Origin of the sequence: Algoriphagus aurantiacus (assembly GCF_035156405.1) — a bacterium.
GTDB lineage: Bacteria > Bacteroidota > Bacteroidia > Cytophagales > Cyclobacteriaceae > Algoriphagus > Algoriphagus aurantiacus.
Window position 1 is genome coordinate 103,567 of sequence record NZ_JAXRUT010000004.1, and the last position, 14,936, is coordinate 118,502.

Sequence of the window (14,936 nt, forward strand, 5' to 3'; positions counted from 1 at the left end):
TTGCCGGTCTCAAGATATTTCATTTCGTAAATTTTATTCTTTTAAGCTATAGTTAGGGGCTTCCCGTGTCACGCTTACATCATGTGGATGTGATTCTTTCACCCCGGCAGCGGTGATTTTTACGAATTTCCCATTGTTTTGAAGATCTTCAATTGTCTGCGTACCACAGTAACCCATACCAGCTCTAAGCCCACCTACCAATTGGTAAAGAACCTCAGAAACCAAGCCTTTGAAAGGAACCCGACCTACGATTCCTTCAGGAACCAACTTTTTGATATTGTCTTCAGCGTCCTGGAAGTACCGGTCTTTGGAACCGGATTCCATCGCTTCCAGAGAACCCATGCCTCTGTAGGATTTGAATTTTCTTCCTTGAAAAATAATCATTTCACCTGGTGCCTCTTCAGTTCCAGCAAGTAATGATCCGATCATAATAGAACTTCCGCCAGCAGCTATTGCTTTGACCAAATCACCAGAATAACGGATACCACCATCAGCGATGACAGGAACTCCACGACCTTTCAATGCCTCTGAGCATTCGAATACGGCAGATAATTGAGGAACACCTACACCTGCAATGATTCTAGTAGTACAAATGGATCCTGGACCTACTCCTACTTTTACCGCATCAGCACCTGCATCTGCTAGAGCAATTGCTGCTTCCGGTGTAGCAATATTTCCTACGATCACTTCCAGATCAGGGAAAGCAACTTTGATTTTTCTACAAGTTTCGATAACGCCTATGTGATGGCCATGAGCTGTATCTATAGAGACTACATCCACACCTGCATTTTTTAATGCTTCTACTCGCTCCACGATATCGGCAGTCACGCCAACTGCTGCGCCAACTCGAAGTCTTCCAAACTCATCTTTACAAGCATTAGGCTTGTCTTTCCTTTTGAGAATATCCTTATACGTGATCAGACCACTTAGTTTGTACTCATCATCTACAATTGGTAGCTTCTCGATTTTATATTCCTGAAGAATTTCTTCTGCCTGCTCCAAAGAAATACCGGATTTTGCGGTGATCAGGTTATCAATCGTCATAATCTCACGGATAGGACGATTTTGATCTTTAATAAAGCGTAGATCACGGTTTGTAATAATTCCTTTCAACACCTTGTTTTCATCAACTACAGGAATTCCACCAATATGAAATTCGCGCATGATCTGTTCTGCATCACGCACTTTGGCATCTATATGAAGCGTGATTGGATCTAAGATCATACCTGCCTGAGATCGCTTAACTTTCCGGACCTGAGCCGCCTGCTGCTCAATCGACATGTTTTTGTGAACAAATCCAAGACCGCCTTCAAGGGCAATAGCAATAGCCAATTCAGCCTCAGTGACCGTGTCCATGGCAGCGGAAACCAAAGGAATGTTTAGTCTGATTTTTTTGGTGAGTTGGGTGGAGGTATTCGTGTCGCGTGGAAGGACTTCTGAATAACCTGGGACTAGAAGCACATCATCGTAGGTGAGTGCTTCGTAGAGGAACTTATCGGAATTTCTATTCATGGCAAATATTGGTGTGAGGTAACCCTATTTGCCCGTCAAAGTTACACACAAAATTCAATGCCAAACTAATCCCCTCCAAAATAAATTTGGAATAGTACTGTGTTTCCTTCTAAAACCAAATTTGTGATTTGATGAAATCGAGCCTGCCTGTGGCCAAACAGGCATGACTCAAAGTCACACACTGGAATGATTACTAGCTATGCGAGATTCTCCGAATCAATCCCGATAACTATCGGGAAGGGACAAGCTATAAGTCCATTGAAAGTCAATTATAAAACATATGAAATAGCAAAGGAAATCTTGTAATTGAATTTTGTGCTTAATTAATTTGGAACTACCATGCCTGTCAAAGGCAAAATCTACTTCTTCTGTAGTCTGGCAATATAGAACCCATCAAAGCCACTTTCCTGTGCCAGAACTTTCTGATCCTCGATTAATTCAAAATCTTTTCCCGCTTCACTTGCCAAGAACTTAGCTATTTGATCCTGATTTTCAGACGGTAAAATACTACAAGTAGCATAAACCATTTGTCCACCTGGTTTCAACATGGATGGGTAGCTTTGAAGGATTTCCTGCTGTGTTTGACGTACTTTAGCGATGGATTCCTCACTGAGTTTCCACTTAGTATCAGGATTTCTGCGAAGAACTCCCAAGCCGGAACAAGGAACATCTAAAAGCAACCTGTCGGCAGTTTCTTTTATTCGTTTGATTGTCTTGGAACCTTCGATCACTTTGCGTTCAATAATAGAAACGCCATCGCGACGTGCTCTAAGCTTGGTTTGCTGAAGTTTCCATTCTTCCACATCCAAGGAAAGGACCTTGCCTTTGTTTTGCATCAAAGCTGCGATGTGAAGTGACTTACCTCCAGCACCAGCACACGCATCAATCACTCGCATTCCCGGCTCTACGGCGAGGGCTGCAGCGACTAATTGCGAGGAAGCATCTTGCACTTCAAACATGCCTTCTTTGAAAGCCGGATTACGGAATACATTTGTGCGTTCATCCAAGATCAGCGCATCAGGATAGCCTTTTATGATATGTGTGTGAATATTATCTTCAGCCAATCTATTCTTCAGCTGCTCACGGGTGATTTTGAGTGTATTGACACGTAAGACTACTTGTGCTTCCTGATTCAAACTGTGTATCTCTGCTTCCCACTTATCTCCCAGTTCTTTTTTACCAAGGTCAAAAAGCCAATCCGGTACAGACTCCAATTTGGCGGGGTCATCCAGCTTCTCATACTTTTCTTGGATTTTATCTGGATTGATTTTTGCGAATTCTTCCCATGGGGGAAGCGTATTGCCCTGCATCAGCCAATAGGTACCAAAAAGATCATAGGGCTCCTTGCTTGGGCTCAAATAATTGATCAATCGCCACCAGCGAACCATTTCATAAGTAGTTTCCGCTATAAATGAACGATCACGTGCACCCCATTTTGGGTTGGATTTCAAAGTGCGCTCGATTACTTTATCAGCGTATTGACCTTCTTCAAAAATTGCTGCAAGTGCGGTATGAACCCCGCGGATGGTATTGTTGTGTAGCTTCATGGGAAATAAATTCTCCGCAAAGGTAGTTTTTCTTTCTGAGTCTGTCAGAATGAGATTTTAAAAGGGCTGAAAAACTGCCCTTTGAGAATCCCCCTCAGGTATCAAAATACAAATTTTGGTTTTGATACCTTTACCTTTTAAACCTTCCAAATTCCATCGAACAATGTCAACCTTTCAAAAGCTTATGTCTTCGTGGGCTACAAAACTTACCGATTACGATAGGCAAGAATCTGAATCTTTGGTTAGCTGGCTTTTTGAGCACCATCTGGGATGGAGAAGAAGTGATCTGTTAAATGAAGTTGACGAAGCCTCTTTTCCACCAAAAATCTTCGAAGACCTTGAGCGATTAATGACAGGAGAGCCTATTCAGTATATTATCGGGAAAGGGCCATTTTATGGAAGAGAGTTTTTTGTCAGCCCAGCCACGTTGATTCCCAGAAATGAAACCGAGGAATTGGTTCACCTGATCATCAAAGAAAATCTAAAAGCCGGGTTGAGGATATTAGACATCGGAACAGGAACAGGGTGTATTCCAATTTCCTTGGTTTTGGAAATGGACAACCCTGAAGTGTACGCTGTGGATATTTCGGAGGAAGCACTAGTGATCGCCCGAAAAAATGCTGGGGAATTGGGAGCTAAGGTAACTTTCTCTAAATGTGATATATTAATTCAAACTCCTGAAGCAGAAAAATTGGATATTTTGGTAAGCAATCCACCTTACATTCCTGAGCAGGAAAAATTCAAGATGCATAAAAATGTACTGGATTATGAACCTGAACTAGCCTTGTTTGTGAGTGATATTGATCCTTTTATTTTTTATAGAATCATAGCTGAGAAAGGAAAACAACTGCTAAGCCCAGAAGGGAAGCTTTATTTTGAAATCAATGAGATATATGGAAACGAAATTGCTGTTCTGTTACAGAAGCTGGGTTATTCGGAAGTGAGAATACTGAAGGATTTGAATGAAAAGGATAGGATTGCAGTAGCTAAGCGCTAGATTTAATTATCCTGAAATATTGAGAAGAAAATGCAACTTATATGAGTCAGAAAAAATGCCCAAACTGTGGACAATGGTCAAATTGGACTAACAATTATAGCGATCGTTGTGAGTACTGCGGAGAAATATTGTCTCCTGTGGAACTGGATCGACAGGATAAACTGGAGCAGCAAAAGGAGAAAAACGAAAAGGACTGGATGTTCTATATAAATCCGGATGACAGCTCAATAGTAAAGTTTTTTAAAAAGTCCGGTAATCTGTTCTACACTGTATTCATGGCAATCATGACTTTTATCATGTGGTTGATAGCTGCTTTGCCAGGATGATAAGTTTATTCAAAAATCCAATTTTTATTTTCGCTTCCGTGGCTTTTTGGGTCAATCAATATCTCGAAAAATCACTTGGGGTATTTGTGCCTATTTATCATTCCTATGGAGATGATTTGATGGCTATGCCAGTCGTGTTTGGGATCTGCCTGCAAGTGATGAGATGGTGGCATCCCGCGGGCGAAGAGCTCATCTTCACCAGAAATCAGGTGCTGATCGGGTTAGTCTATTTATCTGTCACCTTTGAGGGAGTCTTGCCACTAATCTCAGAAAACTATACCGCCGATTTCTTGGATATACTATGCTATACGCTTGGCACGGTTGTATTTTATAGATTCATGAATAAACCTGCTCCCCAATCCAAAAAGTCCCAGGCACTTTAATTGAAGTAATGCCCTCAGGCACTTCCAGCATCGTAGCATAGGCAATAGGTAAGATTAACTCCCCATTTTCATTTTGGATTTGTACGGGCATCCCCTCCTTACCATGGATATGTATAGTGCTTTCAGCAAACCACTTTTTGAATTCCCCTGATTTTACTGGATAGTACTTCCAGTCACCATCCAAGATGGTAAGATTTATCAGGTCAAGTTTGTCCTCAATCTCCAGTGCTTTCAGATGTGAAATACCTATCAGATGTACCGCTGTGTAGTCAGTGGATAAAAGATATTCAAGTCCAGTTTGCAAATAAGTTTCTTGGAAAACCGTAACGAATTTTACAGGATATTGCTCTTCCAGTACTTGTTGATTTTCTGCCTGAAAAGCCTCTGAAGCTAAAATCACATCAATTTTTATTCCCCAACTCAATACTTGATCCAGTGCTCTTTCACTGACAAGTACTGAAGGAACCCATTCTAGGAGTGGAGAAATTTGATCAAAACGAATCTGATCTGCATCTAAAAGAAGGACAGCAGGCTCTTGTTGTTCTTTGACAAAATGATGCGATGACATCAACCCTGTAGTTTGCGGTAAAATTCAAGTGAATTTCTATAGGCTAAGCCCTCCAGTTCATCTGCACCTAACTTGTCTTCCAGGCTTTCAATCAATGAAGGATATTTTTCGGCGTTCTCTACCAGTGGAAAATAAAATGGGTGACGGGATGAATCATCGAAGTCCTTGGTGTAAAAATAATCTGCACCGAAGCAGATGGACTTTTCTCCACCAATTTGAAAACCATGGAAAATATGATCAAATAAACGCTCAGGTACTTTTGGATCCAAGAAAGCTCTGAGGAAATTTACACCAATTAGCCCCCCTCGGTGTATGATTTCTTTGGCAAACTCATCGGTAAGATTCCTAGGGTGATTCCATATTGCTCGGAAGTTGGAATGACTCGCTAGCACGGCTATATCCAGTTTATTGCTATCAATATGGTTTAGGATCCCTTCTGCAAGCAAATCTGAAGTATGTGATAAATCCACTGGAATACTTTTACCTGACATATAATCCAACAATTTTTTCCCGTCTTCCTTTAGTCCGATTCCCTTGGTATAATTTCCTCCACCAAAACGATTCTCGGTATGATGGGTGAGGCTGATGTAAGCGAGTGATTTCACCTTTTCCAAAATAAAATCAAACTGGCGGTAGATCTCCTCCCAACTTGCAGACTCATTCCCAAAACCAGCCGCATTTTCTACTGAAGCTTTTATCCCTATGCAATTTTGCTTTTCCCAGTTTTGTAAAAAATCTGAATCAATTAATGCCAAGTCATTCCTGTGTTTTTGATGTAGCTCCTCAAAAATCACTGCTTGCCTAGCTGCCAGATCCATGCTTTCTGACTTTACATCTGTGTAAATAGCTAAAATTTGCATACGCACCCCCCCAGCTATCATCCATGGAATAGCACAGGCAATGTCATCTTTTGAATAGGGATCCGCACTGGGGATCCTAGCAAGATAGGACAACAAATCACAGTGCAAGTCAGAAATAGGGAATGCCATCGTTTTAGGGGTTAGGACAAAGTAAACCAAAAAAGCGTACGTTTTTTAATACTTTTGAGCAGGATTACGGTTAAGTAATACTAAAATAGATTTTCAATTTCACTGGATAAATAAAGATATGGCCTTAGCACAACCTTTCAACTTCAAAAAATGGATAGACGAAAATAGACATCTGCTCAAGCCACCAATTGGGAACCAGCAGGTTTATAAGGGGAATGATGACTTCATTGTGATGGTGGTGGGCGGTCCTAATTCCCGAAAAGATTATCACTCCAATGAAGGAGAAGAGTTTTTCTATCAATTGGAAGGTGATATCATCCTAAAGGTGATAGAAGACGGCAAGCCAAAGGATATTCCTATCAGAGAAGGAGAGATATTCCTTCTTCCATCAAAAGTTCCTCATTCTCCACGTCGCCCTGCCAATACGATTGGGCTGGTGATCGAGCGCTATAGAAGAGCAGGTGAGGTGGATGGGTTTATTTGGCATTGTGAAAATTGCGGAGAAAAACTTTATGAGGAATATTTCGAGGTTACAGACATTGTCAAGCAATTGCCGCCAGTTCAGGAGAGATTTTGGAGTAATCCTGAGCATACTACTTGTAGCAATTGCGGAACAGTGATGGGAAAATAGAGTTGTAAGAAGATGAAGCATTACACTCCCTCCTTTTAAGGAGCTGATCAACAATGATTAATTCAATTATTCTAAAAGAATGGACTACCAATATTCAGCCCAATTCGCACGGGAGATGGATGAAAATGATCCTCTTTCCAGCTTTCGGGATCGCTTTCTTTTCCCAAAAGTTAATGGGGAAGACGCAATTTATCTGTGTGGAAATTCTCTGGGATTACAGCCTAAATCCGCAAAAGATTACATAGCGAAAGAATTGTCGAATTGGGCTGAAATGGGAGTAGATGGACATTTTCATGGCGAAGATGCCTGGTTTTTTGCGAAGCAAAAATCGAAGTCGGCTTTAGCGGAGATTGTAGGAGCTCACGAACACGAAGTAGTTGCGATGAATAATTTATCGGTTAACCTTCATCTGCTGATGGTTTCATTTTATAGGCCCACCAAAGACAGGTATAAGATAATCGTGGAGGCAGGAGCATTTCCGTCAGATCAATACATGTTGGAAACTCAGGTGAGGTTTCATGGATTAGACCCAGAAAATGCCATCGTAGAACTTAAGCCGAGAAAAGGTGAGTACACACTTCGTACGGAGGATATTTTGGCAGAAATAAGAAAGCAGGGAAATTCACTGGCCATGGTGAATATGGCTGGTTTGCAATATTATACTGGCCAGGTTTTCGATATGAAAGCCATTACGGCTGCAGCCCATGAAGTAGGTGCATATGCCGGGTTTGATCTAGCGCATGCTGCGGGCAATGCTCCTCTGAATTTGCATGATTGGGATGTGGATTTTGCGACTTGGTGCAGCTATAAATACATGAATTCAGGCCCTGGAAATGTATCTGGAGTATTTGTTCACGAGCGATTTGCTGAGCGTCCGGACATGCACCGTTTTGCAGGCTGGTGGGGTCATGATCAGGAGCAGCGCTTCAAAATGGAAAAGGGATTTGTGCCTATGCACGGTGCGGATGGTTGGCAGCTTTCTAATTCTGATATTATAGGTCTGGCAGTTCATCAGGCTTCTTTGGATATTTTTCAGGAAGCAGGAATGGCAAATCTGAGAAAGAAGTCAGAGCAGCTGACAGCCTATTTAGCCTATTTAATCTCAGAAATCAGCGGAAAATCGGGGGTTTTAGAAATTATTACTCCTAATAATCCTGCGGAAAGGGGTTGTCAGTTATCTTTGCACATTCATCGAGGTGGCAAGGCAGTCTTTGATGAATGGTATGAACAAGGAGTCGTAGGCGACTGGCGCAATCCAAATGTGATCCGTCTGGCACCTACACCGCTCTATAACAGCTTCCTAGACGTGTTCCGTTTTGCAAAGATTTTGGAACAATCTCTGAAGAAATTCGCTTAAAGGAAGCGTGAATAAAACAATCCAAATGGAAAAAAATCAAGTTACCGTATTAGGAGCCGGATTGATCGGTTCTTTGATGTCTATATATCTGAAGCGTCAGGGTTTGGAGGTAGAAGTGTATGACAAGAGACCCGACAAGCGCACATCCATTTTTGATGAAGGAAAAAGATCCATCAATATGGCACTTAGTCATCGCGGATGGAAAAGTCTGGAAGAGGTAGGACTAAAGGAAAAAGTAATGCCACTGGCCATTCCGATGTATGGCCGCAAGGTTCATGATGAACATGGCGGTACTACTTTTATTTCCTATGGAAAAGAAAACCAGGCAATATATTCTCTTTCAAGAGGAAAATTTAATCAACTGCTTGTAGAAGAAGGAGAGCGATTGGGGGTTCATTTCAACTTTGAACACAAATGCACTGATGTTAATTTTCGCAATCAAGAAATAGATTTCAAGACACCTCAGGGAGAAAAGAAAATTTTAGCACCCATATTATTTGGTGCTGACGGAGCTTATTCATCGCTTAGACTTGCGATGCAAAAGCAAATCCGATTCAATTACAAGCAGGAATACATCACGCACGAATACAAAGAATTGACGATTCCGGCAACTGCAACCGGGGATTTTGCTATGGATCCTAATGCATTGCATATTTGGCCTAGAGGTAAGTTTATGTTGATTGCACTTCCAAATCCTGATAAAACTTTCACCTGCACCTTGTTTTTGCCTCACAGCGGTTCTAAAATATGCTTTGACAAAATCAATGACGAAAATGATTTGGAGATCTTATTCTCTAATTATTTTGATGATGCGTATCAATTAATGCCAGATCTCAAGACTGAGTATTTTGCCAACCCAACTTCCGCTCTGATTAATGTGGAATGTTTTCCATGGGTACAAGGCACGAGTCTGCTTATGGGAGATGCTAGCCATGCGATGGTTCCCTTCTATGGTCAGGGGATGAATTGTGGTTTTGAAGATTGCTCTATTTTGAATGGTCTCATCGATAAGTTCGGGACCAACTCTTGGGATTTGGTTTTTGAGAAATTCCAGAAAAAGCGTAAAGTAGACACCGATGCCATCTGTCAATTGGCGATGGAGAATTTTGAAGAAATGAAAGATTCTGTGGCAGATCCTAAGTTCGTACTTCGCAAGAAAATCGAAGCAAAGCTCTACGAATTGTACCCAAATGATTGGATTCCATTGTACTCCATGGTGACTTTTACGGATATGAGGTATTCGGAAGCCTATGCACAGGGAAAATTGCAGGAAGCAATAATGGATCGTGTGATGGCAGATCCGCTAATCACCGAAAATTGGAATAAGCTCGACTATGAGGATATCATCTATAAAATGGAAACAGCAAAAGCGGTCTAAAACTATTTTTAACCGCGAAGGGCACGAAGGTCTGAACCTTTGAGAGCATGGATTGGATGAGGATATCCAGCTTCTGTAGAAGCAGAATAAAACTAATTAGTGACCTCAGAGCAACCCTCCGCGTTTCCCGTGGTTAAAAAAGAATTTATAAAAACCAAAGGAGTTGAGAAATCATCACCTTTGGTTTTTATAAAAGTGGCCTAAACTGCCTCAGGAATCTCACATCATTCTCGGTAAATAACCGAAGATCTTTGATCTGGTATTTCAGCATGGCTATTCTCTCTATTCCCATTCCGAAGGCAAACCCGGTATATTTTTTAGAATCAATCCCACAGTTTTCCAACACATTTGGATCCACCATTCCTGACCCACCTATCTCTACCCAACCGCTGCCTTTGCAGACATTACAGCCTTTGCCGCCACAGATCAGACAAGTGATATCAATCTCTGCGCTTGGCTCGGTAAATGGAAAATAAGATGGTCTAAACCGGACTTTTGTTTCCTTGCCAAACATCTCTTTGGCAAAGTGATAAAGTGTGTTTTTCAAATCAGCAAAGCCTACATTTTCGTCCACATAAAGTCCTTCCACTTGGTGGAAAATACAATGCGCCCGGGCTGAGATCGCTTCATTCCTATAAACTCTCCCCGGCGATAGTGTACGAATAGGAGGTTTCTGGTTTTCCATCACACGTACCTGTACAGAAGAAGTATGCGTTCTCAGAGCGATATCAGGATTCTTCTCAATAAAAAACGTATCCTGCATCTCACGGGCAGGGTGGTTTTCAGGGAAATTCAGCGCGGTGAAGTTATGCCAATCGTCCTCTATCTCGGGACCTTCAGAAAGGTTGAATCCAATGCGCTCAAAAATCTCAATAATCCGCTGTCGGGTAGCAGTCAAGGGGTGAATTCCACCTAAGCTTTGATTGGAGGGGGGAAGCGTCAGATCGATATCGGCCGATTTTGACTTCTTATTCGCTTGATTTACTTTATCGATCAGCTCTTGGAATTTTGTCTCTGCAAGTTGCTTTACAGCATTTACCAACTGTCCATAGGATTTTTTCTCCTCATTGGGGATTTTCCCCATTCCTGCAAAGAGCTCTCCCACCACACTTTTTTTGGAGATATACTCCATTCTGTAGTTTTCCAGCTCTTCTGGATTAGTGGCATCTGCGACTGTAATAGCGGCTTTAATAGCTTCGATTTTCTCCTGGTACATTACTTACTGGTTAATCAAGCCACAAAGCTAATGCTTTTGAGATTTTTTGGGTAGAAAAGGCTGGGTGAATACGGTAATCAATCTTCAGAAAGCTAATGAAACGAAAAGACTGCAGATTTATTTTGGTGGGAGTCAATCCACCTAGCTAAAGCCAATCGTATCTCACTCCAAATAAGAAACCAAAAAAATCATCAAACTAACAAGATCATGAAAACTCAAAATTTCTTCAAAGTGGCTTTTGCAGCCTTTCTTTTTCTTTCTGCAAATCAAGCCTTTGCCCAAATGGGAAAAACAAGAATGGTAGGTGGAGCTGAGATGTACCCTTCTAAAAACATTGTGGAAAATGCTGTGAATTCTAAAGACCACACGACACTAGTTGCTGCGGTAAAGGCAGCGGGCCTTGTAGAGATACTTCAGGGAGCTGGTCCATTTACAGTATTTGCACCAGATAACATGGCATTTGAAAAACTCCCTGACGGAACAGTGGAGACTCTATTAAAGCCAGAAAACAAATCTCAACTTCAATCAGTTCTTACTTATCACGTACTAGCGGGCAAAATGGGCTCAAAGGACATCGCTGCTGCGATAAAGAAAGGAGACGGTAAGGCTGTCCTTACTACAGTGCAGGGTGGAAAGTTGACCGCTTGGATGAAAGGTAAAGACCTTTATATCACCGACGAAAATGGAGGAGAATCCAAAGTAACCATTGCGGACGTATGGCAATCAAATGGTGTGATTCACTCTGTAGATGCGGTGGTGCTTCCCAAAATGTAATAGTTGCCTGTAACCCAATTGCTAAGCCGATTCCAGATGGGGTCGGCTTTTTTATATTCGTCATCAGAGCTTTTTTGTTTTGTAAACATCAGGCTGGAAATAGATGGCATGCTTGTCGTCCCTACATCTGTTTTTGCTCGGGATAATAAAACTTATTTATTTTAAAGTCCTCCCATTCGTGGTAATCAATATCCTGGACTATTTTATTCATAAATTCTGCACATTCTTGTTTGCAAAGGTAGATGCCAAATAATGATTCACTTCTATTGACTAAAAAAGTCCTGCTACTATCAAAAAGTCGCACCAAATCCTTCCATGACCCTAAAACAAGTAATTCGTCACGATTTTTAATGGTTTGGATTACTTTGAAATTTCCTTGAACGCTTGATATTTTCATAATGATAAAAAGTTGATGCTGAAATAATTAAACAAATTTAAACAATATCACAAAGTGACTCAATAAGTATAAACACGTATATTTTATAGGAGCATTACTGAAACTTGGTGTTATTCTATGATATCACGATTCTTCTGAGCCCATATCAACAAAGAATTGTGTTTTTTTTCTAATTGTAACTTGACAATCATATTGCTTCTATGCTTGTCAACAGTACGCTCGGAGATAAAAAGTTTATTAGCAACATCTTTAGTAGAAAACCCCTCAGCGATTAATCTCAGGATTTTTACTTCTGAAGGAGTCAATGGATTTTCATCCGATTGGAATTTGTTTTTTTTCATCCCTTCAAAGATTTTCTCACTAAAAAATTGACCTCCATCTAATACGATGGCGACCGCTTTTGAAAGGTCGTCAAGTGCAAATTCCTTTAGAATATACCCGGATAAGTTCAATTCCTTTGCCTGATGATAGAGGTAAAGCTCCTTATGAAGGGTGAGTAAAATGACCTTCGTTTTGAGTTCTAATTTCTTGCAATCTGTAGCTATTTCGAGTCCCGTCTTATTTGGCATTTCCATGTCCAAGATGGCAAGTTGAGGCTTGAATTTGATAATTTGATCAATAGCACCCTGTCCCTCATTGGCAGTACCTACGATGTCCAATCCAATCTCGCTCAGGAAATCTTGCAATCCCTTCAATAAAATTGGATGATCATCCGCTATTACTACCGTTGGCTTTTGATTAGGCATACACGATAAAACTTAAACTGGTTCCAACCCCCTTTTCACTGTTGATTTTCATGCTTCCTTGAATAGAAGCAATTCGTTCTTTCAGTGTTTTCAGCCCGAGGCTTTGAAAGTCATTCAATTTTTCAGAAAAATCAAACCCTTTTCCGTTGTCTTCAATTTTCAATTCGACTCCTTTTTCAGTTCTTTTGAATAAAACCCGCAATGCGCTAGCTTCAGAGTGCTTTAAGACATTGTTAATTGATTCCTGCAAGATTCGATAGAGTTGTAATTCTTGTTCTTTTTTTAAGACTCCCCTTAATTCCTCTATTTCAGATGATACAAATATGTCAGTTTCTTGGTCTATCTGATGCAGCAAATGTTCGGCTGCTTTACTTAGGCCTAACTTTTCTAATTGCATTGGGTGAAGTGATCGGGCAATTGATCTTAGTTCGCTGATTGCAGTATCTAGCAGTTCTCCCGTTGTATTGTCTTTAGAGAGAGCCACTTTATTCTTGATCAAAAGTAAGCTTTGGCCTAAGCCATCGTGAAGATCTTTCGATATCCTTACCCGCTCTGCTTCTTGATTTTTTAGGAGCTCCTGAGAAAATCTCGATTGCATTTCTTTCTTCTTTTTCTCATGCTGCAAATTTTTCCAAAGGAAAATCAAAACTGCGGTTAAAATAAAGATAAAGACAATAACTGCTATAACTGTAAGTCTGGTCTTGTTTCTCTGGCTGATGGATTCTATCTCCTGGGTCTTTGCCAGGATTTCTTTTTCTTTTCTTTCTGTTTCGTACAGTGTTTGGTAATATGAAAAAGTGGCGGCTTGATTGGCAGCAAAAATTGAGTCTGTATAATTAGTCAATTCCTGGTTAATTTGATAGGCTTTGGCAGACTGTCCCAACTCGTTGTAGGTATCACCCAATAGCCGGTATGCTTTAATTAAATGATCCATGTTTTTAGATTCTTTGGCTGAACTGAGTGACTCTTGAGCAAGTTGATTTGCCTGAGAGAGATTACCTTGAGAATATGCTAATAGGGCTTTTGCATTAAGAAAAACAGGATTGGTGGTAGCTATTTCAGGCACTTGAGGAATCATTTCTTTTGCCTTGTCAAAATATTCTTGTTGCTTTTTTAAATCTCCATGTTCTCCATAATAGTTGCTAAGTGAAAGCTTGATCATGCATTCTGTATAGTAATCCCTAGGGTCAAAAGGAGTTAAAGAGTCTGCCTTGAGAAGGGAGGCTAGCTGATCTTTGTATCGTCCTTGTTTACCAAAATCTTCAGATTTATTATACAGCTGGATCGCAACGTTAAAACGGCTAGAAGTCTCTTCGTATGTTGAGATCAGCGAATTTCGAATTTTTTCTGCTTCGTTGTAGATTGCAAATTTACTGAACAATATAGCCATCCCACCATCAACATAATTCACATACTCACTATCCCCCAGTTCTAGATAGATATCTCTGGCAGTCTGATAATCTTGCAGACCGCCAAGTAGATCGCCTTTGTAATCCCTTGCTTGACCGCGGAAAAAATATGAATCTGCAATGAAAATAGAATCCTTTTCACTAAATCTTTCAATGGCTACACTATATTCAGTAATAGCCGAATCAAATTGTTCCAAACTAAAATAATCACCCGCAAGTTTCAGGTGAAGATTTCCTTTGTCTTGAGATTTGCTTAGCTCGTCTTCATGAGTAATTGCTCTCTTCAGCAGTTGCCTTTTCAGCTCAGGAATTTGAATAGATGAAGGATGGTTAATATAACGCAATACATGATCAGCCATGAGGTCATATTTGCCTTCTTTTTCACTGAGGTTGATCAATTCGCTCAAATAAACTCCTGCGATAGAATCACTGGGTTTTGATGCTTCGAAAAGTGCAATTAATTCATCGAGATTATTTCTCTGAATCGTGTCTTGTGCGGTTTTAGCGAGGGAGCTAAGGATTGTAGAAAAGGTAGCTAGTACAAAGCCCAATGAGAAGATCAATCGAATCATTTTTAAAGATAGGAAAATCAACAATTTGACGGCTACATGTTTGGTTTGGAATAGCAATTGTTTTTTAGAAGAAAAAAAGACACCGTTTAAACGGTTAAATCTCATGTTATCCTGACAATTTTCCATAGGAAAAG

15 protein-coding genes are annotated in these 14,936 nt (G+C 40.6%); 7 read left to right on the forward strand and 8 right to left on the reverse strand.

Going from position 1 to position 14,936, the window contains the following annotated elements; translation table 11 throughout:
- Positions 1 to 33: 33 nt before the first annotated feature.
- Positions 34 to 1,512, reverse strand: a complete 1,479-nt coding sequence (guaB, locus tag SYJ56_RS05610) for an IMP dehydrogenase (protein WP_323832657.1) — start codon at positions 1,510 to 1,512, stop codon at positions 34 to 36.
- A gap of 359 nt (positions 1,513 to 1,871) precedes the next feature.
- A complete protein-coding gene (locus tag SYJ56_RS05615; RefSeq protein WP_323832658.1) occupies positions 1,872 to 3,059 on the reverse strand; it encodes an RsmB/NOP family class I SAM-dependent RNA methyltransferase in 1,188 nt (395 codons plus the stop codon).
- 163 nt (positions 3,060 to 3,222) lie between these two features.
- On the opposite strand from SYJ56_RS05615, the gene prmC reads away from it, so the two are divergent.
- The 3 genes from prmC to SYJ56_RS05630 are packed head-to-tail and all read left to right on the forward strand — an operon-like array spanning position 3,223 to position 4,765.
- Positions 3,223 to 4,056 carry a peptide chain release factor N(5)-glutamine methyltransferase gene (gene prmC, locus SYJ56_RS05620; protein WP_323832659.1) on the forward strand — a complete coding sequence of 278 codons (834 nt, stop codon included), beginning with the start codon at positions 3,223 to 3,225 and terminating at the stop codon, positions 4,054 to 4,056.
- 41 nt (positions 4,057 to 4,097) lie between these two features.
- Positions 4,098 to 4,382: a hypothetical protein gene (locus SYJ56_RS05625; RefSeq protein ID WP_323832660.1), complete on the forward strand. Its 285-nt coding sequence runs from the start codon at positions 4,098 to 4,100 to the stop codon at positions 4,380 to 4,382.
- A complete protein-coding gene (locus SYJ56_RS05630; protein WP_323832661.1) occupies positions 4,379 to 4,765 on the forward strand; it encodes a magnesium citrate secondary transporter in 387 nt (128 codons plus the stop codon). The genes SYJ56_RS05625 and SYJ56_RS05630 overlap by 4 nt, the downstream gene beginning before the upstream one ends.
- Here SYJ56_RS05630 and SYJ56_RS05635 read toward each other — a convergent pair.
- Positions 4,719 to 5,333, reverse strand: a complete 615-nt coding sequence (locus SYJ56_RS05635) for a thiamine pyrophosphokinase (protein WP_323832662.1) — start codon at positions 5,331 to 5,333, stop codon at positions 4,719 to 4,721. The two genes, SYJ56_RS05630 and SYJ56_RS05635, sit on opposite strands and share 47 nt — an antisense overlap.
- Complete coding sequence (locus SYJ56_RS05640) at positions 5,333 to 6,322, reverse strand: dipeptidase (protein WP_323832663.1); 990 nt, start codon at positions 6,320 to 6,322, stop codon at positions 5,333 to 5,335. The genes SYJ56_RS05635 and SYJ56_RS05640 overlap by 1 nt, the downstream gene beginning before the upstream one ends.
- 118 nt (positions 6,323 to 6,440) lie before the next feature.
- Between SYJ56_RS05640 and SYJ56_RS05645 the strand changes: the two genes are divergently transcribed.
- The 3 genes from SYJ56_RS05645 to SYJ56_RS05655 all read left to right on the forward strand — a co-directional run bounded on the left by SYJ56_RS05645 (position 6,441) and on the right by SYJ56_RS05655 (position 9,688).
- Positions 6,441 to 6,953 carry a 3-hydroxyanthranilate 3,4-dioxygenase gene (locus tag SYJ56_RS05645; protein ID WP_323832664.1) on the forward strand — a complete coding sequence of 171 codons (513 nt, stop codon included), beginning with the start codon at positions 6,441 to 6,443 and terminating at the stop codon, positions 6,951 to 6,953.
- A 79-nt stretch (positions 6,954 to 7,032) separates the two neighbouring features.
- Positions 7,033 to 8,310: a kynureninase gene (gene kynU, locus SYJ56_RS05650; protein ID WP_323832665.1), complete on the forward strand. Its 1,278-nt coding sequence runs from the start codon at positions 7,033 to 7,035 to the stop codon at positions 8,308 to 8,310.
- Between the two features lie 25 nt (positions 8,311 to 8,335).
- Positions 8,336 to 9,688: an FAD-dependent oxidoreductase gene (locus tag SYJ56_RS05655; protein ID WP_323832666.1), complete on the forward strand. Its 1,353-nt coding sequence runs from the start codon at positions 8,336 to 8,338 to the stop codon at positions 9,686 to 9,688.
- Positions 9,689 to 9,875: 187 nt separating this feature from the next.
- Here SYJ56_RS05655 and pheS read toward each other — a convergent pair whose 3' ends face one another.
- Positions 9,876 to 10,904 carry a phenylalanine--tRNA ligase subunit alpha gene (gene pheS / locus SYJ56_RS05660; RefSeq protein ID WP_323832667.1) on the reverse strand — a complete coding sequence of 343 codons (1,029 nt, stop codon included), beginning with the start codon at positions 10,902 to 10,904 and terminating at the stop codon, positions 9,876 to 9,878.
- 207 nt (positions 10,905 to 11,111) lie between these two features.
- On the opposite strand from pheS, the gene SYJ56_RS05665 reads away from it, so the two are divergent.
- Entirely contained in the window at positions 11,112 to 11,678 is a 567-nt protein-coding gene (locus SYJ56_RS05665; protein WP_323832668.1) for a fasciclin domain-containing protein, read from the forward strand.
- A gap of 121 nt (positions 11,679 to 11,799) precedes the next feature.
- Here the strand turns inward: SYJ56_RS05665 and SYJ56_RS05670 are convergent, their stop codons facing one another.
- The 3 genes from SYJ56_RS05670 to SYJ56_RS05680 all read right to left on the reverse strand — a co-directional run bounded on the left by SYJ56_RS05670 (position 11,800) and on the right by SYJ56_RS05680 (position 14,928).
- Positions 11,800 to 12,075 (reverse strand): hypothetical protein, encoded by a 276-nt coding sequence (locus SYJ56_RS05670; RefSeq protein WP_323832669.1) that lies wholly within the window; start codon positions 12,073 to 12,075, stop codon positions 11,800 to 11,802.
- Between the two features lie 110 nt (positions 12,076 to 12,185).
- Positions 12,186 to 12,821 carry a response regulator transcription factor gene (locus tag SYJ56_RS05675; protein ID WP_323832670.1) on the reverse strand — a complete coding sequence of 212 codons (636 nt, stop codon included), beginning with the start codon at positions 12,819 to 12,821 and terminating at the stop codon, positions 12,186 to 12,188.
- Positions 12,814 to 14,928, reverse strand: coding sequence for a tetratricopeptide repeat-containing sensor histidine kinase (locus tag SYJ56_RS05680; protein ID WP_323832671.1), 2,115 nt, complete (start codon positions 14,926 to 14,928; stop codon positions 12,814 to 12,816). The genes SYJ56_RS05675 and SYJ56_RS05680 overlap by 8 nt, the downstream gene beginning before the upstream one ends.
- Between the last annotated feature and the right edge of the window lie 8 nt (positions 14,929 to 14,936).